Annotated in this window: 24 protein-coding genes and 1 tRNA gene; 12 read left to right on the top strand and 13 right to left on the bottom strand. The window is 66.3% G+C overall.

What is annotated here, in order from left to right:
- The first annotated feature begins 141 nt into the window (after positions 1–141).
- From DQP56_RS10705 to DQP56_RS10665, 10 genes are all read left to right on the top strand, one after another.
- Complete coding sequence (locus tag DQP56_RS10705) at positions 142–1,251, top strand: tyrosine-type recombinase/integrase (RefSeq protein ID WP_112685225.1); 1,110 nt, start codon at positions 142–144, stop codon at positions 1,249–1,251.
- A gap of 276 nt (positions 1,252–1,527) precedes the next feature.
- Positions 1,528–1,692, top strand: coding sequence for a helix-turn-helix domain-containing protein (locus DQP56_RS10700; protein ID WP_205868844.1), 165 nt, complete (start codon positions 1,528–1,530; stop codon positions 1,690–1,692).
- Positions 1,692–1,922 (top strand): DUF6011 domain-containing protein, encoded by a 231-nt coding sequence (locus tag DQP56_RS25750; RefSeq protein WP_353617122.1) that lies wholly within the window; start codon positions 1,692–1,694, stop codon positions 1,920–1,922. The genes DQP56_RS10700 and DQP56_RS25750 overlap by 1 nt, the downstream gene beginning before the upstream one ends.
- Positions 1,923–2,174: a hypothetical protein gene (locus DQP56_RS10695; RefSeq protein WP_133258916.1), complete on the top strand. Its 252-nt coding sequence runs from the start codon at positions 1,923–1,925 to the stop codon at positions 2,172–2,174.
- The gene (locus DQP56_RS10690; protein ID WP_112685219.1) at positions 2,167–3,459 is read left to right on the top strand and encodes a DUF3631 domain-containing protein; all 1,293 of its coding nucleotides are present in this window, start codon (positions 2,167–2,169) and stop codon (positions 3,457–3,459) included. The genes DQP56_RS10695 and DQP56_RS10690 overlap by 8 nt, the downstream gene beginning before the upstream one ends.
- Positions 3,460–3,477: 18 nt before the next feature.
- Complete coding sequence (locus DQP56_RS10685) at positions 3,478–3,732, top strand: hypothetical protein (RefSeq protein ID WP_112685217.1); 255 nt, start codon at positions 3,478–3,480, stop codon at positions 3,730–3,732.
- Positions 3,732–4,208: a hypothetical protein gene (locus tag DQP56_RS10680; protein ID WP_112685215.1), complete on the top strand. Its 477-nt coding sequence runs from the start codon at positions 3,732–3,734 to the stop codon at positions 4,206–4,208. Before DQP56_RS10685 ends, DQP56_RS10680 begins: the two co-directional genes overlap by 1 nt.
- 127 nt (positions 4,209–4,335) lie before the next feature.
- On the top strand, positions 4,336–5,181 hold the full coding sequence (locus DQP56_RS10675; RefSeq protein ID WP_112685213.1) for a phage major capsid protein: 846 nt from the start codon (positions 4,336–4,338) through the stop codon (positions 5,179–5,181).
- A gap of 424 nt (positions 5,182–5,605) precedes the next feature.
- The gene (locus tag DQP56_RS10670) at positions 5,606–7,384 is read left to right on the top strand and encodes a Gp37-like protein (protein ID WP_112685211.1); all 1,779 of its coding nucleotides are present in this window, start codon (positions 5,606–5,608) and stop codon (positions 7,382–7,384) included.
- Positions 7,385–7,505: 121 nt separating this feature from the next.
- The gene (locus tag DQP56_RS10665; RefSeq protein ID WP_112685209.1) at positions 7,506–7,970 is read left to right on the top strand and encodes a hypothetical protein; all 465 of its coding nucleotides are present in this window, start codon (positions 7,506–7,508) and stop codon (positions 7,968–7,970) included.
- Positions 7,971–8,166: 196 nt separating this feature from the next.
- Here the strand turns inward: DQP56_RS10665 and DQP56_RS10660 are convergent, their stop codons facing one another.
- The 4 genes from DQP56_RS10660 to DQP56_RS10645 form a co-directional block, all read right to left on the bottom strand.
- The gene (locus tag DQP56_RS10660; protein WP_112685207.1) at positions 8,167–8,409 is read right to left on the bottom strand and encodes a hypothetical protein; all 243 of its coding nucleotides are present in this window, start codon (positions 8,407–8,409) and stop codon (positions 8,167–8,169) included.
- Positions 8,406–8,678 carry a hypothetical protein gene (locus DQP56_RS10655; protein WP_112685205.1) on the bottom strand — a complete coding sequence of 91 codons (273 nt, stop codon included), beginning with the start codon at positions 8,676–8,678 and terminating at the stop codon, positions 8,406–8,408. Before DQP56_RS10655 ends, DQP56_RS10660 begins: the two co-directional genes overlap by 4 nt.
- Positions 8,675–9,058, bottom strand: coding sequence for a hypothetical protein (locus DQP56_RS10650; protein ID WP_112685203.1), 384 nt, complete (start codon positions 9,056–9,058; stop codon positions 8,675–8,677). Before DQP56_RS10650 ends, DQP56_RS10655 begins: the two co-directional genes overlap by 4 nt.
- A gap of 73 nt (positions 9,059–9,131) precedes the next feature.
- A tRNA-Pro gene (locus tag DQP56_RS10645) sits at positions 9,132–9,208 on the bottom strand.
- A 161-nt stretch (positions 9,209–9,369) separates the two neighbouring features.
- Between DQP56_RS10645 and DQP56_RS10640 the strand changes: the two genes are divergently transcribed.
- Complete coding sequence (locus DQP56_RS10640) at positions 9,370–11,055, top strand: patatin-like phospholipase family protein (RefSeq protein ID WP_112685201.1); 1,686 nt, start codon at positions 9,370–9,372, stop codon at positions 11,053–11,055.
- 5 nt (positions 11,056–11,060) lie between these two features.
- Here the strand turns inward: DQP56_RS10640 and DQP56_RS10635 are convergent, their stop codons facing one another.
- From DQP56_RS10635 to DQP56_RS10605, 7 genes are read right to left on the bottom strand one after another with little or no spacing between them, the layout of a single operon-like run.
- On the bottom strand, positions 11,061–11,828 hold the full coding sequence (locus DQP56_RS10635) for a sulfite exporter TauE/SafE family protein (protein ID WP_112685265.1): 768 nt from the start codon (positions 11,826–11,828) through the stop codon (positions 11,061–11,063).
- A 37-nt stretch (positions 11,829–11,865) separates the two neighbouring features.
- Positions 11,866–13,284, bottom strand: a complete 1,419-nt coding sequence (gene der, locus DQP56_RS10630; protein ID WP_112685199.1) for a ribosome biogenesis GTPase Der — start codon at positions 13,282–13,284, stop codon at positions 11,866–11,868.
- Complete coding sequence (cmk, locus tag DQP56_RS10625) at positions 13,281–13,973, bottom strand: (d)CMP kinase (RefSeq protein ID WP_112685197.1); 693 nt, start codon at positions 13,971–13,973, stop codon at positions 13,281–13,283. Before cmk ends, der begins: the two co-directional genes overlap by 4 nt.
- A complete protein-coding gene (locus tag DQP56_RS10620) occupies positions 13,970–14,719 on the bottom strand; it encodes a pseudouridine synthase (RefSeq protein ID WP_112685195.1) in 750 nt (249 codons plus the stop codon). Before DQP56_RS10620 ends, cmk begins: the two co-directional genes overlap by 4 nt.
- Positions 14,719–15,489 (bottom strand): SMC-Scp complex subunit ScpB, encoded by a 771-nt coding sequence (gene scpB, locus DQP56_RS10615; RefSeq protein WP_234825605.1) that lies wholly within the window; start codon positions 15,487–15,489, stop codon positions 14,719–14,721. The genes DQP56_RS10620 and scpB overlap by 1 nt, the downstream gene beginning before the upstream one ends.
- A 14-nt stretch (positions 15,490–15,503) precedes the next feature.
- Positions 15,504–16,325 (bottom strand): segregation/condensation protein A, encoded by an 822-nt coding sequence (locus DQP56_RS10610; RefSeq protein WP_112685193.1) that lies wholly within the window; start codon positions 16,323–16,325, stop codon positions 15,504–15,506.
- Positions 16,322–17,179 (bottom strand): ParA family protein, encoded by an 858-nt coding sequence (locus DQP56_RS10605; protein WP_112685191.1) that lies wholly within the window; start codon positions 17,177–17,179, stop codon positions 16,322–16,324. Before DQP56_RS10605 ends, DQP56_RS10610 begins: the two co-directional genes overlap by 4 nt.
- Positions 17,180–17,294: 115 nt before the next feature.
- Between DQP56_RS10605 and DQP56_RS10600 the strand changes: the two genes are divergently transcribed.
- Entirely contained in the window at positions 17,295–18,047 is a 753-nt protein-coding gene (locus tag DQP56_RS10600; protein WP_112685189.1) for an O-methyltransferase, read from the top strand.
- A 227-nt stretch (positions 18,048–18,274) separates the two neighbouring features.
- On the opposite strand, the gene DQP56_RS10595 is transcribed toward DQP56_RS10600, so the two are convergent.
- A complete protein-coding gene (locus tag DQP56_RS10595; protein WP_234825604.1) occupies positions 18,275–19,615 on the bottom strand; it encodes an FAD-dependent oxidoreductase in 1,341 nt (446 codons plus the stop codon).
- Between the two features lie 220 nt (positions 19,616–19,835).
- Positions 19,836–20,071, bottom strand: a 236-nt coding sequence (locus DQP56_RS10590; protein WP_165824974.1) for a tyrosine-type recombinase/integrase, incomplete at its 5' end; no start/stop codon positions are given.

The raw sequence follows: 20,071 nt of genomic DNA, 5'->3' as shown, positions 1-20,071 counted from the left end.
CCGGTTCTTCTATCTGCGGTTTTCCCGCCCTGACCTGCGTCAAGTGCACTCCAACCGCAGTGACAGTATAGGACACTGTCAGACACAACGGTACATTAAACTTGCACGAATCTTGCACGGCAATCGGAAGGGCCGGTCACGATGGCAACCAAGAAGCGCGGATTCGGCCGACTGCGACAGCTCCCATCCGGGCGGTATCAAGCTGCCTACACCGGCCCGGACGGCAACGTGCACAAGGCCAAGCACACGTTCGCGGCCCAGGTCGACGCCGAGGGCTGGCTGGCCGCCGAGCGGCGAAAAATCGACTTGGGCACGTGGGGTGCCACCGAACGCTCTGACGGGATCACGCTGGCGAAGTACGCGGACCGCTGGCTAGAGCAGCGTCGACTGCGCCCGCGCACACGACAGCTATACCGCTCGCTGCTGGACCGGCTCATCCTGCCCGAGCTGGGCGATGTGAAGTTGGCAAAGCTCTCCCCCGCCCAGGTGCGCGCGTGGCACTCGGAGCTGGGCACCGAGACCCCGACGCGCAACGCCCATGCCTACTCGCTCTTGCACGGCATCTGCGCTACGGCCGTGCAGGACGAGATGCTGGACGGCAACCCGTGCCGAATCGCCAAAGCCTCACACACGAGCCGCCGCCACCAAGTCGACGTCTTGACCCCGGCCGAGCTAGACAAGCTCGCTGGGAAGATGCCCAAGCATCTACAGATGAGCGTGACGTTGGCTGCCTGGTGCGGTCTGCGCTGGGGCGAGACCTCCGAGTTGCGGCGCAAGGACATCGAACCTGATTGCAGCGCCGTCCATGTTCGCCGCGCGGTCACCTACCGCGACGGCTCCATCCATGTCGGTGAGCCGAAGACGTCAGCCGGTATCCGTACCGTCAACGTCCCGCCGCATATCCGGCCGGCCCTCAAGCGGCACCTCAAAGAGCATGTCGGCAAGGCCGGTGAGGCTCTGCTGTTCACCGGGAAGGCTGGCGGCCATGTCCGACACTACGAGTATCAATATCCGTGGGAGAAGGCCCGCGCAGCCATCGGCAAGCCGAACTTCCGGGTGCATGATCTGCGCCACGTCGGCGCGGTCCTAGCCGCTCAATCCGGCGCCACCACAGCCGAACTCATGCACCGCCTCGGACATACGACACCCGCGATGGCCTTGCGATACCAACACGTGGCCGAGAACCGCGATGCCGGCGTGGCTGAGCGGATGTCAAAGCTTGCACGGCCCCAACACGCCGACGAAACCTAAACTGCCGCGTCGGGACAAACATGTAGTCTGAGGACAGACGCCGAAACGGCGCGACAACTAAACAGCACGCTAACCACGAGAACGATAAGCCGCGCCGCAACGGCACCGCGCACGTTAAGTGGTGAACGACGGAAAGCCGCAACGGCATTCGCTTCCAAGTGGAGACGTCGAGCAGCATCACACCCGAAGGTGGAGACGGGTGATTGATTGCGCTCACGTCTCCACACTTGTTTTTGGAGCAATGCAATGCCCGTCAATAAATCCCAACCTCGCCTAATGTCTATCGCTGCCGCTGCCGAGGCCGCTGACGTCAATCCGCGCACAGTCCGACGCTGGCTCGCAAAAGGCTTGATCGCCGGCTACCGCGTTGGCCCGCGCCTCATCAAGGTCGACATGACCGAACTAGAGCGAATCATGGAGCCCATCGGTGGGGGCGCCTGATGGCCACCCGCCGCGGGGGGAGCCCGCCCCACGAAAAAGCCGGCCCCAGTAGGACCGGCCTTCCCGCTAACCACTCAACAACGCGCGCCGCCATTCTAGCCGACCTTGCCGCCGCCGCTGGGTATCAGCTCGCGGTGCCGTGTGAAGTCTGCGGACACGCTTTGACGCGCAGGGCATCTGTCCTCGCGGGCGTCGGCCCTCGGTGCGCTCACCGCCTGGGGGTGGTCTAGATGGCTCACCCATTGAACCTGCGCCGCGACGGAGCGAAGCGCATCCCTGGTGGCGACCCGTGGCCGATGGAATACGAGCCGATTCCCATGTCGGAACACCAGCTCGAGCTCTGGCACCACACCATTGACCACCTCGAATCCAAAGGGCTGACTCCCATCGTTGAGACCGACGTATGCCGTGCGCTGTGGCGGCGAGGCGGTCCTGACCGGGTGCTCGCCGTGCGACTGCATCAGGTGGTGTCCCATGTCTGACATTCCGTACGGTCGCGACTATCCCGAGCCGGATTGGCCCGACGAAGACGGCCAGACAGCCGGGTCGCGATTGCTTGATGACCTGGAGAACTTCCTGGCCCGGTTTGTGGTGTACCCAAGTCATCACGCCCGAGTTGCCCACGTGCTGTGGATAGTTCACGCGTGGCTGATGGACCACTGGGAGTCCACACCACGCATCGCGTTCCTGTCACCAGAGCCGGGCTCCGGGAAGTCGAGGGCACTTGAGGTCACCGAACCCCTGGTCCCTCGTCCGGTGCACGCGGTGAACACCACCCCGGCGTACTTGTTCCGCAAGGTCTCCGACGAGGACGGGCGGCCCACCATCTTGTTCGACGAAATCGACACGGTGTTCGGGCCTAAGGCCAAGGACAACGAAGACATCCGCGGGATGCTCAATGCTGGTCACCGCAAGGGCGCGACCGCAGGCCGGTGCGTGATGCGCGGCAAGGTGGTCGAAACCGAAGAACTGCCCGCCTACTGCGCGGTCATGCTCGCCGGTCTCGACGACCTGCCCGACACCATCATGTCGCGATCGGTGGTGGTGCGAATGCGTCGACGAGCACCCGGTGAGGATGTCGAACCCTGGCGACCGCGGGTCAATCACCCGGAAGCGCACGCGCTACGAGACGGTCTGACCGCTTGGTGCACATCTCCTGCGGTAGCGGCCCGCCTGTCCGGGGACTTCTGGCCCGAACTTCCCGACTCGGTTACTGACCGTGACGCCGACGTATGGGAGGCCCTGCTTGCCGTGGCCGACCTTGCCGGCGGGGACTGGCCACAACGGGCACGCGGAGCGGCTGTAGCACTTGTAGCAGCATCCAAGCAGAAGGTCCCAAGTGTCGGCGTTCTTCTCCTGCGCGACATCAGGCAAGCGTTCACTGACCTTGGTGCCGACCAGCTCACCACCGAACAGTTGCTCTCCGAGCTGAATCGGATGGACGAGTCACCCTGGTCGACCATTCGCCGTGGTGAGCCCCTCGATAGTCGTGGTCTGTCACAGCGACTGAGTAAGTACGGCATCGGCTCGAAACTCCATGCCGGGGAGCGGGGGTTGCGCGGATACACCACCTCCCAGTTCGTCGACGCTTGGTCGCGGTACTTACCCGACATATCCGCTACATCCGCTACATCCGCTACAGAACCCGGCATCGCTGGCGCAGATGTAGCAGATCCCCGCTGTCCCTGCGGCACAGTTCTGTGCCGGCCCGAATCCCTGGCCGCCGGCCACTGCGCCGAGTGTGCCCACACACCGCCGCCGAATTAACCCCACGAAAGGAAAGAAATGAAAGATCCACTCAACCGCGATGACGCCCTACTGACGGCGCTCGCCCTCATTGAGCGCCACGGCCATCTACCCAGTGTCGCCGCACTGCTTGAGGGTCGCGACATGGTGGAGCTGACCCGCATACTCGCGTCCACAGTGTCGGTCACGCGACACTGTGTGACCGAGCTGGCGGAGCTGTTGGACACCACCGGCGAGGCAGTCATGCTCCAGCTTCGCTCAATCTTCACCCAACACCTGGAAGGACCGTCGTGATGGCCGAGACCCCCGACACCCCCGACACCACCACCGAGGCCGCAGAGGCGCCCTCCGAGGCCCCCGAGGCGCAGGAGGGCCAGAGTGACGCCACCGACAATCCGAACCGTGAGGCGGCCAAGTGGCGCACCAAGCTGCGTGACACCGAAGCGGAGCGCGATGCCCTGGCAGAACGTTTGGCCGCGGCGCAGCGTCAAAACGTGACAACCACGGTGGCGCAACACTTCCGCGATGCCTCGGATTTTTGGTCGACCACCGACCTGGCCGATGTCCTCGATGATGAGGGCAATGTCGATACCGAACGGCTGACCACGGCGGTGAACGCCACGCTGGCCGCAAAGCCGCACTGGCGCAAGCCCGCATCGGTCACTGAGTCGACGTCCATCGTCACGGGCAACGACCCCATCGGACCCGGCAAGCCGGAACCGTCATTCGCCGACGCCTTTAGGCCGCCAAACATGCGCAGTAAGAGGTAGACTGGACGGGCGTACCCCAGTGGGGGCGCCGGACTAGCCCAGGCGGCAGCCGTGAAGACTAACCAGTTTTCGCAGGCTGCCGCCTTTGCGCTTTCGCGGCCTGTGCCGATCCGAAAGAGCTTGAGTTATGGCTACTTTGACTACCGCCACGGCTGACTATCCGTGGCGGCCAGATAGCGTCTTTTTCTCCCCGCCTGATGTCGTCGGTGATGCCTTGCTGTTGCAGACCTCCACTGTGGCCGGCTCCATCGAGGGCGACGAGCCATCCGTTCGCGTGGCGTTCGTGACCGACGCCGAGAGCGCCGCCTACGTCAACGAGGCCGCCGAGATCACCGACGACGCGCCGGACCTCGATGAAGTCGTGCTACATAGCAAGCGCATATCAAGGTTGGTGACACTATCAAGCCAGCAGTATCGCTCCACCCAGACCGCCGAGCAGGTCTCGATGTCGGTGGCCCGCGACCTCATTCAAAAGTGTGACAACGCCTACCTTGGTGACGCTTCCAGCCAGCCATCCACCGGCCTGCTGAATGTCACCGGAGTGGTCAACGGCGGTGAAGTCGACGGCGACCTCGATGCCCTGATCGACCTGATTGCCACGCTGGAGAACAACGGCGCCCACCCCAGCGGCATCATTGTCGACCCCAAAACCTGGGCGAACCTGCGCAAGCTGAAGGTAGGCGGCGACCAGATCAACGCCTCCTTGCTCGGCGCCGGCACCGACGACGCTGCCCCCCTGTTGCTGTCCCTGCCGGTGCTGCGCTCACGGTGGCTGCCGTCGAACACCGGTTTGGTGATCGACCGCACGCAGGTCGTCTCGGCCGTTGGCCCCGTCGAGGTGGCGGTGTCCGAGCATGCCGCCTTCAAGGCCCACGCCGTGGTCATGCGCGCCACGTGGGCTGTGGGCTGGAGCGTCGTGCGGCCCAGCCGGCTGGGCCGGTTCACGGTCGCCGACGACGACGCCGAGAGCTAAGGACAGGGCGCAGCTTCCGCGAGGGGATTTCGACTCCTTTCGACCTCGCGTCGAGGCTGCGCCCCCACGGTGCAGGCCCGAGCGGTTCGCCCGCTCACCTGCACCTGCGGCGGGCCGAGTGACCGGTTACCACTCGGTCCGCCGCCCCCAAGCAAACCCAGCAAACTCCTCAGCAAACTTTCCAGCAAACATTTGGATGTCGGGACATGCCCACTGACCTCACGACCAGGCCAAACGACCAGCAAACATCAAAACATCGCCTACCTGCGATGATAAGCCCGGTAGCGACCCCCTACCGTGGGGTGGGCAAATCATCGTGCGCGGGCTCGGAATACTTTATGTACGCTTCCCGGGGAACTTTTGCGGCCTGGCCAGCAAACTTCCAGCAAACTCCGGCAAACGTAGCAAATGTCGGGGTTCGGCCATGGTAATCAAGCTACCCGCCCCCGGCGAGGGCGGTGTCCCCGACCCGCTGACGTCCCCGATCTCTGCCTACCGCTACGCGCACGCCAAGCGTCAGGTCAAGGACGCCGAATCACGCAAAAGGCCGTTGATCCGGTTGTGGGACAAGGACCACAACTTCATCGGCCGTATCGGCGGTGAGAAGTCTGTCGATGTCGAGCAGCGCCTGCATGACACGGGCACGGGCTCGATTGTGGTGCGCGGCTCGGACTGGATCAACAAGTTCCTCCGCACCGATGTGCGGGCGAACGACGACCTGAACATCACCATCGATCCTTATCCGAACAATCGCAACTGGCGGTGGCGGTGGGGCGGCAAGGTGACTGCCGTGCGCAACGTGCGCACCGAACAGGGCTTGCACGAGTTGCACTTTGACGTCGCCGAGAACCGCGAGCATTGGAAGCACTTGTATTTCGCGGCCACGCCGTGGTTCGCCCCGGAGATCCAGCCCCTCAAGGCGTGGGTGCTGCCTGGCAACACGCGCACGATTGTGTCAACGACCGGGTTCATCAACCTGGCCCGCATCTTCTGGCCCCCGTTGGGCATCATCGACAATGCCCTAAATCCTGGCGCGTGGGTGAAGCCGTTGTCGGACGGCAAGCTGTGGTCGCCGCTGAACTGGCCGATCCAAATGCAGTTCGTGAATCCCTTCACCGACACCAGCCGGTTCAGTGTGATCGCTACGCGATGGTCGCCGGCGCACGACACCACAGCCGGATTGCTCAAGGATTCCGGCTGTAATGTTCGCGCCTACACCTGGTTGCCGGAGGATGAGGATTCCCCGCATCCGGAGCTGGCTGCGCTGATCGGCCAGGAGGCGGCGCGTCCGGGACGCGCGTGCATTGTTCTTGCGGTTGAGGACAAGTCGGGCGTAGTGGGCCTGACCGGCACCGCTGTCGATGGTGCGGTGAACCTGGTCGCAGCCACGGCTGATGACCTGATCTCGGAGCTGCTGTACTCATTCGTCGACGCTGACGCGATTGACCCGCGCACCAATAACCCTGTGCCGCCCTACATCCGAGACATGTTGGGCATCGCGCCGAAGCTGCCCTCCATCGTGTTCCGCGACTCCACACCAACGTCTCCGATCAAGACCTCCGAGCGGGCGATCTTCAAGAGCAAAGCCAAGTCGATCCTGGTCGGCGGCAAGAGTCCCGGCTGGGTGAATCAGTTACAGACATTCGGCATCAAATATGCCCTGAGCCAATTTCAAATCGTCAACGTTGGTGGCGGTCCCACGAACCAAACCGGCCCTGCGCCTCAAGGCTCCGGCCTGGAAGAGGTCTACCAAGGCCAGTTCGACAACATGCTGCTGGCGTTCATGCGCTACACCGACCCGTTGCGCGAAATCTCAAGCGGCAACTTCGGATACCTGGAGTACTTCACGCAGGAGGGTGGCGGGACCGCCTACACCATCAGCTCGGCACTCACCCTGCGCCAAGGGCATTGGAAGACCCGGCCGTATCAGGCGTTCAAGGTTGCTATCTGGAATCGCCGCCCCTACTCGGTGTTCTACGACTTCGATTTGGGCACCCGCGCACTATTCGAGATTGACGGCTTGCTCTACACCGACCAGTTCAACGCGATCCGGATGCACTACGACGAGTCGACGCCGAAGACGTTCGAGGTCACCATCGGCACCGATTCCGAGCAGGAAGACCCACTAGGCCAAGCGGTTCGGACAATTCAAACAATGTGGAATGCCGTGGGTACCCTATTTGGATCAAACGACTTGTACTAGCCAGCAACCCGTAATCCTTTGCCCGTCTTCGGCAACTGTGGGCCGTAGACGCACGGTAATAGGAACCGTTCGTCGCCGGCTAACGGTTGCGTTGTCGGTCGTCGGGCGTAGCGTCCCGCTCATGTCTGAAGCTAATGCTAGTGACCTGTCGTGGTTCTACCAGTTGCACCCGCACCTGCAGGTTCGCCTGCTGCGGAACCCGCGCGGTGCCTTGAGCAATGACCTTGCAGTTCGGTTTGCGCTCCCGAACGGCCCAGGCGTCTGCCAGGACGCTCATTGGGTATCGGGCGGCGAGCCGGGGTCTTTGAGGCTTGCTGGCGGGGTTGCGGGCCAACTAGAGGTGATCCGCGAACAATTGGACCACTGGTGGTCGTCGAACGTGCGCCCTGAGGACCGGGCGTACATCATCGAGCACCGGGCCGGCGAGTTAGAGAAGGGCTACGGCGCCATTGTTCGTCTGGCCAGTTCCGATCGGGTGGGGCCAGATGCCTGCCTGATTCCGATGGTGTCCGAGCACAAGGGAGCGTTCCGGCTACCGGAGATCATCCGCGCCTACGTCGAGATGAAGGCTATAGAGGGCGCGTAAGCCCGGCGGGCCACCAAGGGGGTTCCACGACCCCGGGACACCTACGAGTCGTTCGTCGGCGCCTAACGACTGGGCACGAAAACCGGCCCCAGCATGTCCGCCAGAGCCGGTCACCCCGCGCCCGCATGGCACAAAGGTTGATACAAAGAACCGGCCCCCAGCAATCGCCAGGGGCCGGTTCTGTCGGTGGTCGATGCTAGAACCGCCACAAGTACTGCGGACACTGCCCAGCGACCACGGTGCGGATATACACCCGCGCATCGGCATCGGTGGCGTCCGGCCCGAGCACCTGGCGCACCGTGACCGAGTTCTCCAGACCCTCGGGTGTGTTTCCGGCGGCCAGGAGTCGGCAGATCGCACTGCCCGCTGGGTCCGCGTGCGCCGGGGCGGCGAGGATGGCGCTCAGGGCCAGCAGGACGGCAGCGCCGGCGGTTCTCATAGCGCCGCCCACTGCTCGGCGAGGTCGGCGGCGCGCTCCAGCATGGGGATCAAGGCACGGAGCTGCGCCGCTGAATACCCGACGCTGCAGTGGTCGTCCCCCTGATTGACTAGCGCGCCGACGCTGGTCAGATTGCCGTCATACCCCTGCAACGCGTACAACTCCACCTCGCCCAGCTCGGCGCAGATGAGGCGGTTGCCGTCCTCCGGGTCGAACTCGTGCGCGCGGGTGGCTCCGATGGGCAGTTGCGGCACTGTCGTCGCGGTCATCGGGTCACCGCCCCGGCGATCGCGTCGAGCTCGTCGGCTGCCGCGATCAGCGCCTCACCGATCTGGCGGGCCTGGGCTGCGGTCAACGGGTGGTCGGCGTGCAGGTTGCCGGCGACAACCTCCCACGAGTAGGTGCCGTCGTCGTGCTGCAGGCCGCCCGTGTAGACGCATACGTCGTCACGCAGCGTGCCTGACGCTTCGATGGTTTTCATGGTGGAACCGGTGAAGAGCCGGCCGCCACCCTCCCAATCGTCGACGGTGGTCGCGCCAGTCGGGATGGGCAGGTCGGTGTGTGTGGTGGTTGTCATCATGTTCGGCAGCGTTGCACTGCCCTCCGACACGACCTCGAAACGAGCCTTAGCGGGTGTGGTGCGGTTCATCGTGACTCCCTCTGTTGGGGCCACGTCGCGTCTTGCACGTACCTTGCACGGATTTGCATCCGCGCTGGTCATATGGTCGGGCTGACAGGATTTGAACCTGCGACCACTTGACCCCCAGTCAAGTGCGCTACCAAACTGCGCCACAGCCCGCCACTGCCGAACAACCCCGGCAGCAGGTCGAAAGCCTACCGCAAGCAACACGGCGCACCGAACCCGCGTGAGGGCACCAGCCGCCCGGATCGAGACGCGTAGGCTCGCCACGCGAGCGTGCCTCCCCTCCGCAACGCCCAGAACCCCAGGAACCGCGACTGATGCAGATCCCCTTCGTCGAAGCAATGCTCGGCATGGTCGATCGCCGCCCTGACCCGATGCACATCCCCGGAACCACCGAGGACGCCGTCACCGACGACGTCGTCGATACCGTCGACCCCGGTGACGCCCTCCTGCTGCTGCAGAAGATGGAGAACCGGCTGATCCGGCACTCGCTGCGCCATCCCGATGTGCTCTCCGCCGAACAGCTGCGCCGGCTGCGCTACCTGCTGAACTTCGCCCGGCTGGGTGACTTCGAGCCCGGGGCCGCCGGCCCACACGGCAGCCGCGGACGCGGTGATGTCTCCGTCGGCGCAGAACTGGCCCCGTGGCGAGACAGGGTGAGCGACGCTCTGTACGGCCCGTTGCGCGAGGAGCGCGACCCGGTGATCGCGCTGACCGCCGCGCGCGATGCACTCGGCGGGCTGGCCGCCGATCAGGACGAGCAGCGCGCGCAGCTGATCGAGCGCCACGGTTATGAGTTCTCCCAACGCGAACTCGACGCCGAGGTGGGCCACAAGAAGCTGGTCACCGTGCTCGGCGGTGGCGGCGGGGCCGGATTCGTCTACATCGGCGGCATGAATGCGCTGTTGGAGGCCGGACCGGTCCCCGACTATCTGATCGGCTCGTCGTTCGGTTCGATCCTGGGATCGGTGGTCAGCCGGACCCTGCCGGTGCCCATCGAGGAGTACGTCGCGTGGGCGAAGACGGTGTCGTTCCGGGCCATCCTGGGACCGGAACGGCTGCGGCGGCGCCACGGCCTGACCGGGGTGTTCTCACTGAACTTCGATCAGTTCGCCGACGCCATGTTCCGCGGCGAGGATGGCGAGCTGATGCGGATGTCGGAGCTGGCCATCCCGTTCGACGCGGTGGTCGCCGGCGTCCGCCGCCAGCCCTTTGCCGCCCTGCCGGCGCGGTATCGCAATCAGCGGCTGGCCGCCCTGCAGCTGCGCTCATTCCCCTATCTGCCGATCGGACTCGGCCCGCAGGTGGCCGCCCGGCTGTGGCAGACGGCCGCCTTCATCGACCCACGGGTGGTCAAACCGCTGGTCATCGGCGGCGACGACCCGGACCGCGACGTCAACGTCGTCGATGCGGCGTCGTTCTCCTCGGCGATCCCCGGGGTGCTGCATCACGAGACCAAGGACCCTCGGATGGTGCCGATGTTCGATGCGCTGCTCGCCGACAACGACGTAGGCGCGCTGGTGGACGGCGGCGCGGCCAGCAACGTCCCCGTCGAGCTGGCCTGGAAGCGGGTCCGCGACGGCCGGCTGGGCACCCGCAACGCCTGCTACCTCGCCTTCGACTGCTTCCAACCGCAGTGGGATCCGCGGCACCTGTGGCTGGTGCCCATCACCCAGGCGATCCAGCTGCAGATGGTGCGCAACGCCCCCTACGCCGACCACTTGGTCCGGTTCTCCCCGACACTGTCACCGGTCAACCTGGCGCCGTCGGCGGCCACCATCGAGCGGGCCTGTCAATGGGGACGCAAGAGCGTCCAGCGCGCGATCCCGGTGGTCTCGGCGCTGCTGGAACCGGTGTGGTGGGAAGGCGAGAAACCGGCGTTGGTCCAGCCCGAAGCCGCGCAACCGGTGCAGCACAAGGCCGCACCGATGAGCACGGTGATGTCGGCGTTGCGCCGACCGCGCAACCGCTGGGAACGGTGGCGTAACCGCGACGCGATCTGACGCGCTCAGACCGCCAGCAGCCGATACAGCCCGATCAGGCCGACCACGAGGATCACCGCCCGCAGTGCGTTCGGCGACAACCGCCGCCCGTAGTGGCCGCCCAGATACCCGCCGATCAGAGATCCGACGGCGATCAATGCCGCTGCCTCCCAACTGATCCGGTCGTATGCCGTGACGATGTAGGCCAGCGCGGCGACCACGTTGACCAACAACGTCAGCAGCACTTTCGCCGCGTTCATCCGCTGCATCGACTCGGGCAGCAGTACGCCCATCACACCGATCAGCAGAATGCCCTGCGCCGCAGAGAAATAGCCACCGTAGACGGCGACCGCGAAGGTACCCAGCGTCAAAGCCACCATCCGGCCACGACTCAACTGGTCAAGCGAGCGACCGGCCTGCTCGGCCCGGCGCTGGGCGTTCGCCTGGATCTTCGGACCGACTACCACCAGCACCAGCGCCCCCACCAGCAGTACCGGGACCACGCGGTTGAAAACGGCTTCGGGCAGGTGCAGCAACAGGTAGGCGCCGAAGAGGGCACCGATCAGTGATCCCGGGACTTGCCAGCGCAGCCGATCCCACTGCCCTCGTAGTTCCCGGCGGTACGCCCAGGTGCCGGACATCCCGCCGGCCACCAGGCCGATCGAGTTGGAGATGGTCGCGGTCAACGGCGGGAAACCCAGCGTCACCAGTGTCGGGAAGGTGATCAGCGTGCCGGAACCGACCAGGGTATTGACGGCCCCGGCGCCCACCCCGGCCAGGATGATCAACACCATCTGCGAAACCGGCACCGGCTCCCCCTTCTCCGAGGCCTCAACGGGTGCGCTTGGCGCCCCGCTTCTCTCGCACCCGCACATTGATCCGGATCGGGCTGCCCTCGAACCCGAACGTCTCGCGCAGCCGTCGCTCCAGGAATCGGCGGTAGCCGGCCTCCAAGAATCCGGTGCTGAACAACACGAATGTCGGCGGGCGAGCGGTGGCCTGGGTGGCGAACAGGATTCGCGGTGCACGGCCGCTCCGCGCCGGCGGCGGCGTCGCGGCGACGACTTCTTTGAGCCAGGAATTGAGCTGGCCGGTGGAGATCCGGGTATCCCACGATGCCAGCGAGGTCTCCAGCGCGGGCACCAACTTCTGCACGGCGCGACCGGTTTTGGCCGAGATGTTCACCCGTGGCGCCCAGGCCAGCCGGGCCATGTCCCGGTCGATCTCTTTGTCCAGCAGGTAGCGGCGATCCTCGTCGACCAGATCCCACTTGTTGTAGGCCAGCACCACCGCGCGGCCCGCCTCGACCACCATCGAGATCACTCGTTGGTCCTGCTCGGTCAGTGGCTGCGACGAATCGACCAGCACGATCACCACTTCGGCGGCATCGATTGCGCCGTGGGTGCGCACCGAGGCGTAGAACTCGTGTCCGCTGGCTTGCCCGACCTTGCGGCGCAGCCCGGCGGTGTCGACGAAACGCCAGATCTTGCCGTCCATCTCGATCAGCGAGTCGACGGGGTCGACGGTGGTGCCGGCGACGTCGTGCACCACGGAACGCTCATCGCCGGCGAGCCGGTTGAGCAGCGAGCTCTTGCCGACGTTGGGCTTGCCGACCAACGCGACCCGTCTGGGGCCGCCGCTGCCCGCCGATACCTCGGCCACCTCGGGCAGCTTGGCGACCACCTCGTCGAGCAGATCGGCCACCCCGCGACCGTGCAGCGCGCTGACCGTGAACGGTTCGCCCAGCCCCAGCGACCACAGCGCCGCCGCGTCGGCCTCAGCGCGCTCGCTGTCAACCTTGTTGGCGGCCAAGAACACCGGTTTGCCGGAGCGGCGCAGGATCTTGGCGGCCGCCTCGTCGCCGGCGGTAGCACCGACCACCGTGTCCACCACCAGGATCACCGCGTCAGCGGTGCGCATCGCCACCGCCGCCTGCTCGGCGACCAGCTGCTGCAGGCCCTTGGCGTCGGGTTCCCAGCCGCCGGTGTCCTGCACCACGAAATGGCGTCCGGTCCACAGTGCGTCATAGGAGACCCGGTCGCGGGTCACGCCGGGCAGGTCCTGCACGACGGCTTCGCGCCGCCCCAGGATGCGGTTGACCAGTGTTGACTTCCCGACATTGGGCCGGCCCACCACGGCCACCACCGGCGGCGGCCCGGAGTCCTCGACATTCGCATCGAAACCACCGTCTTCGCCGATCTCCCAGTCGGTCTCGTCGAACCAGGTGCCGTCGGATTCCGAAGTGCTCATCGGATCGCCCCGCAGCGTTGCTCGACCAGGTCGCGCAGGTGGTCGATCACCTGCTGCTGGCTCATCTCTCCGGTGTCCACGATCACCGCGTCGTCGGCGGGCCGCAGCGGTGACACCGCCCGGGTGGAATCCAGTTCATCGCGCCGCCGCACATCGGCCAGCACACCGGGGTAATCGTCGCGCAGGCCGGCCGCGATGTTCTGGTCGTTGCGGCGCTGGGCGCGTGTCTCGGCCGAGGCGGTCAGGAAGATCTTCACGTCGGCACCGGGCAGCACCACAGTTCCAACGTCACGGCCTTCCACCACCACGCCGCCACCGGCAGCAGCCAGTTGCTGCTGCAGGGCCACCAAGCGGGTACGCACTCCGGGTACCGCCGACACCGCCGACACCGCCCCGGTCACCTCGTCACCGCGAATCTCTCTCGAAACATCTTCTCCACCAAGGTAAGTGCGGTCGCCGTCGGGCTGGGAATCCACCGAGACCTCGGCGCTCTGGGCGACGGCGGCGATACCGTCGGCGTCATCGAGGGCCACGCCTGCGCGCAGCGCCGCCAGTGTGACGGCCCGGTACATGGCGCCGGTGTCGATGTAGCGCGATCCCAGTGCCTTCGCCAATCCCCGTGCGACCGTCGACTTTCCGGTTCCAGCCGGTCCGTCGATGGCGACGACGGCCAGACGGCCCGCGCTCATAGTCCGACCGCCGTATATAGTTCGCCGATCTCCTTGCGGTTCAGCACCCGAATGGTTCCGGGCCGCTGCTCCCCCAGCGCAACCGAGCCGATGTCGGTGCGTACCAACTCCTGGACCGGGAACCCGACGGCGGCCAACATCCGGCGGACGATACGCTTGCGGCCCTCGTGCAGGGTCACCCGCACCATTGACTTGCCGGGCACGGCGTCGACCACTGCGAAGTCGTCGACCTTCGCCGGCCCGTCGTCGAGTTCCACGCCCTCGCGCAGCTTCTTTCCCAGCCCGCGCGGAACGGATCCGAGCACGGTGGCCACGTAGGTTTTGGGCACCTGATACGACGGGTGCATCAGCCGGTGCGCCAACTCACCGTCGTTGGTCAGCAGCATCAGCCCCTCGGTGTCGGCGTCGAGCCGTCCGACGTGAAAAAGCTTGGCATCACCGCGAACCCGATGCTCGACGTAGTCGCCGATGCACGGCCTGCCGCGGTCATCCGACATCGTCGAGTGCACACCGCGTGGCTTGTTCAGCGCCAGGTAGACCCGGGTGTCATCGACGCTCACCCGCGCCCCGTCGACGCGGATCACCGAGGTCGCGGGATCAACCCGGGTGCCCAGTTCGGTCACCACCTGACCGTCGACCTCGACCCGGCCGTCGCGAATCATCTTCTCGGCGACCCGCCGCGAGGCGACCCCGGCCTGCGACAGCACTTTCTGCAGGCGCACGCCCTCGGCGTCCGGCCAGGCCATCAGAGGTGGTCCACATCGAACGTCAGCGGCTGGTCGGCCGCCGGCACACCACCGAGTTTCATGAAACGCGGTTCGCTGTCCAGGGATTCGCTCAGATCGTCGATCACGTCGACGTCCGGCAGCAGCGGCGCGATGTCGGGCAGGTCGGCCAGCGACGACAGTCCCAGCCGCTCCAGGAACAGCTCGGTGGTGGCGAACGTCACCGCGCCGGTGTCGGCGTCCGCGCCGGCTTCGGTGATCAGGCCGCGCGCCATCAGCGTGCGCATCACCGCGTCGACGTTGACGCCGCGCACCGCGCTGACCCGGGCACGCGTCACCGGCTGGCGATAGGCCACCACCGCCAGTGTCTCCAGGGCGGCGCGGGTCAGTTTGGAGCGGGCGCCGTCGAGCAGGAGGCGCTCAACGTAGGGGGCGAACCGGGCGCGGGTGTAGAACCGCCAGCCGCCGCCGGCCTCGCGCAAATCGATACCGCTGTCGCGGTCGGCGAGTTCGTCGGCCATCGCCCGCAGTTTGGCCGTGATCCGGTAGACCGGCTGATCGGTGGCGGCAGCCAACGACTCCACGGTCGCCGGGGTGTCAACCACCAGCAGCAAGGCCTCGAGCACCGCGCCCAACTCGGCGTCCTCGAGTTCGGGGGCCAAGGCGACGTCGATGCCCAGGTCGGAGCCCGAGCCGCCGGAAGCCTGCTGTTGGCCGGTGTCGGGGTCGTCCACCGTTTCCGCAGCCGCGGCGCCGTCGGACACCTCGGGTTCGGGCATGTGGTCAGTCATCAACTCGTCTCGCACTACTCGGCCGATTCTGCTTTCACCAGGTCTTCATTGCTGGGACGTTCACCGGTCCACGACACCTGGAGCACACCAAGTGGTTCTGACTGATCGAATGCTACCGCCCGCGCTCGATACAGCTCGAGCAGCGCCAGGAAGCGGCCGACGATCTCGATCGGCGCTTCGCAGTCGGCGACCAGCTCCGAGAACGACGCCCACTGACCGGTGCCGCGCGCCTCCAGCATCGCCAGTAGCACACCGGCCTGCTCTGGTACCGACACCATCACCTGATGCAGATGCTCGGTGCCCACGGTCGGAACCGGGCGCGGGGTGAACGCCGCCGCCGCGATCTGGGCGAACGACTCGGCGTCGACGCCCAACATCACCTCGGGCAGCAGGTTGGCGAAGCCGTCCTCCAGCGAGACCGCGCGCGGATAGCTGCGCAGCGCGGCGGCCTCCAGTTCGGCGAACATCTGCGCCACATGCTTGAACGCCCGGTACTGCAGCAGCCGGGCGAACAGCAGGTCGCGGACCTCCAGCAGCGCCAGGTCCTCTTCGTCGTCGACCTGTCCGGCCGGCAGCAGCCGGGCCGCCTTGAGATCGAGCAGCGTGGCGGCGATCACCAGAAACGCCGTGGTCTCCTCCAGCTCCAGCTGCGCGCCGACGTCACGGGTGTAGCCGATGAAATCATCGGTGACCTGGTGCAAGGCCACCTCGGTGACATCGAGGCGATGCGCGAAGATCAACTGCAGCAGCAGGTCGAACGGACCCTCGAAGTTGGTCAGGCGAACGCGGAAACCGGTGGCGGCCGTTTCGGTGTCGGTCTGGGCGTCGGTACTCACGCGCCGAATCGGTCGATGACTTCGCGGGCCAGCGCGCGGTAGGCCTGTGCGCCGCCGGACTTGGGTGCCCAGGTGGTGATGGGCTCCCCGGCCACGGTGGTCTCGGGAAACCGGACCGTGCGGGTGATCACCGTGTCGAACACCAGGTCGCCGAAGCGCTCCACCACCCGCGCCATCACCTCCCGGGAGTTGACGGTGCGCGGATCGTAACGGGTCAGCAGGATGCCGCTGATCTCCAGCTTCGGGTTCAGCCGGTCGCGGACCTTCTCGACGGTGTCGGTCAGCAACGCCAGCCCGCGCAGCGAGAAGTACTCGCATTCGGTCGGGATCAGCACCCCGTCGGCGCAGGCCAGCCCGTTGACCGTGAGCAGCCCCAGCGACGGCTGACAGTCCACCAGCAGGTAGTCGTAGCGGTCCAGCACCGGGCGCAGCGCCCGCGCCAGCGAATGCTCCCGCCCCACCTCGTTGACGAGCTGGATCTCGGCGGCCGACAGGTCGATGTTGGAGGGCACCAGGTCCAGGTTCTCGACGCGGGTCTGTATCAGCACGTCATCGATCTCGACCCGCGGCTCCACCAGCAGGTTGTGGACGGTATGCGCCAGTTCGTAGTGCGGCACCCCCAGGCCGGCCGACAGCGCGCCCTGCGGGTCCAGGTCCACCAGCAACACCTTGCGGCCGTACTCGGCCAGCGCCGCGCCGAGGTTGATGGTCGAGGTGGTCTTGCCGACGCCGCCCTTCTGGTTGCACATCGCGATGACCTTGGCGGGGCCGTGCGTGGCGCGGGGCTGCGGCTCGGGGATGTCGCGCGGGGGACGCCCGGTCAAGCCGACGGCGGAGCTGTCGTCGTCGCTCATGGCCGAGTCGGCGTGGTCGTGGCGAACATCCGAAGAAGTCTAACCGGTGACCGACGCCCATACCCGCTACATGAACAGTCCGCCACGGCGTGCCGAGCGCCATAGGATCGCAGCCATGAGCCTGAAACGACGCCTCCCCTTCCTGCGGTGGTCGTTCCTGCGGATGGCGACCGGTGCCCGCAACATCACCACCACCGGCCAGATCGGCGACGGCCGCGAAGCCGCCGCCGTCGACTACGTGCTGGCCCATGCCCGAGCCGGCGATATCGACGACGTGCTAGCCCGCATCGACGAGTTCGCCTACGAGAAGTCGCTGCTGATCAACATCGGCGACGAGAAGGGCGCTCTGCTCGACGCCGCGGTGCAGCGGGTGCAGCCGGCGCTGGCCCTGGAGCTGGGCACCTACTGTGGCTACAGCGCCCTGCGTATCGCCCGCGCCGCTCCGGCTGCCCGGGTCTACTCGGTCGAGCTCGCGGAGGCCAATGCCGACAATGCCCGGCAGATCTGGGCACACGCCGGGGTGGCCGACCGGATCACCTGCGTGGTGGGCACCATCGGTGACGGCGGGCGCACGCTGGACGCACTGACCGCACGACACGGCTTCGCCGCCGGTGCGCTGGATTTCCTGTTCCTCGACCACGACAAGGACGCCTACCTGTCGGACCTCCACAGCATTTTGGACCGCGGTTGGCTGCATCCGGGGTCGGTCGTGGTCGCCGACAACGTCAAACTGCCGGGAGCGCCGCGCTACCGCGAATACATGCGGGCGCAGCAGGGGACGCACTGGGACACGGTCGAACACAAGACCCACGTGGAGTATCAGCGCCTGTTGTCCGACTTGGTGCTGGAGTCGACGTACCTGGGATAGGTCTCACCCGTACCGAGCTTCTTGGCGGCCGTGTTGTGTCCGCTGCGAACCGAGCCAACTGTGGATTCGTGCGGCCACCGCGCACCAGCCCGGTTCGAGCATCATGCCAGCGTGGGAGTGTTCACGTTCCGAACGGTCCTACCGGTGACCAGACCGCGTGCCAGGCGCCGTGCACGAAAACCAGCGATACCGGGTGGGCGTCGCCGCGCGGACGCCGCTCGAGCACCTCAAGCACGGGTCGGTTCCCCAGCTGTCGGGACAACGACCGCAGGAGATCTACGGCGTCGCTGGGCGGCTACGGTTCGGAACACGACCTTCGGCCGTAGCAGCGTGCTCGGCGGGTCGATCAGGTTCATGGCCCGGAAGAACGCCTCGGTGATGACGATGTCGGATTCGGCTGCGGCGAGCAGTCGTTGGGTATAGCGGTTCGCCAGCCGGGTCCGCGCCGACCGTCGGCCCTGGACCTGGGGCAGCGCGAGGTCGGCGCCCGACGCCATCTGCCATGCCGCGTTGACCGGCCTGGCCGAAGCTCGGAAGAACCGGGCGGCCAGGCCTTCGCTGCCGCGGGAAAGACAGTCGCGCAACGCGATCGCCTCCAACGCGGCCACCGACATGCCTTGCCCGTAAACCGGGTTGAAACTGCACATGGCATCACCGCACACCAGCAGACCGGCCGGGAACCGGGCCATCATTTCGTAGCGGCGACGCACACTGGCCGGATAGCGGTAGCGCGATACCTCGGTCAGCGGTTCGCCGGCTTGCAATGCGGCGATCATCGGTGGCGGGGCGAATTCTGCGGCGAAACAGAGCATTCCGGCGCGGTCCGTGGGCGGTTCGTGGCCGGCCAGCCCGGCCAGCGTGAGCATCCAGGTGTCGTGCTCGCAGGCGAACAACGCCCCACCGGTCGGCCGCTCCGGCACCGCACCGACCAGTATCAGTTTCTCGGTGAGCGTGCCTGTCGGTATCCGCAGCAACTGGCTGGCATAGGCCACCACCACCGTGATGTGTTCCTCTGCTGGGCGCCCATAGCCGTGGGCGTCCAGAAACGCCGGTGTGCGCCCGGCCCGGCCCATCGCGTCGATCACCAGATCCGCGTCCAGCTCGTGTTCAGCGCGCGTTGCACGATTCGCGACCCGCACGCCGCTGACCCGGTTTGTGGTGGGCGCAACCAGTTCCACCACATCGTGACCATCCATAACGGAGACATTGCGAAGAGAACGCACCCGCTGGCGAACGTGTGCCTCCAGAAACGGACGGGTGGCCAGATACGACACGAGCGGCTCGCCGAATGCACCCGACCGGTTCAAGTCGTGTCCGCCGAGGCGCATCCAGACTTGCGACAGGTTGCTGCCGTCGAGTGCTTGCCCACCGGCGGCAACAAGGTCGTCGAGCATGCCGGGAAACAGTGTGTTCAAGGCGGCCGCGCCGCCGGCCAACAGGCCGTGCACATGCCGCCCCTGCGGGACGCCGCGCCGCTGTGCGGATTCGTCGGGCAACTCGTCTCGTTCGACTACGACCACGCTGCGGTAGAAGTCGGCCAGGACGCGAGCCGCCAACAATCCGCCCATGCTGGCGCCTAGCACGATTGCGCGCTCACCTAGGGGTGCCATCTCGATCCTCCACGACCCGATCCGGCAGCGGGTGCCGGGCTGTCTTGAGGATTCCGTCGAGCCGATTGCGCTGCCTAGAGTAGACGGCTACTCGATTTCCGCCGAGCAGTCGCGAAAGCCCCCTCCGCGGGGTGTTTTTGGGGGCTTACGCGTCTGCTCGCGCAAAAGGTCGCGCCGACTAGCGGGCGCGGGGGTGGGCGCCGGCCCAGACCTCACGCAACGCGTTCACCGTGACCAGCGTGTAGATCTGGGTGGTGCTCACCGAGGCGTGACCGAGCAGCTCCTGCACCACCCGCACGTCCGCGCCACCGTCGAGCAGATGGGTCGCGAACGAGTGCCGCAGCGTGTGCGGTGACACCTTCGCGGTGATGCCGGCGCGTTCGGCGGCGTCCTGCAGCACCTGCCAGGCGCTCT

This window comes from Mycolicibacter senuensis (assembly GCF_003284925.1).
Taxonomy (GTDB): domain Bacteria; phylum Actinomycetota; class Actinomycetes; order Mycobacteriales; family Mycobacteriaceae; genus Mycobacterium; species Mycobacterium algericum_A.
This window is presented reverse-complemented; position numbering and strand designations above follow the sequence as displayed.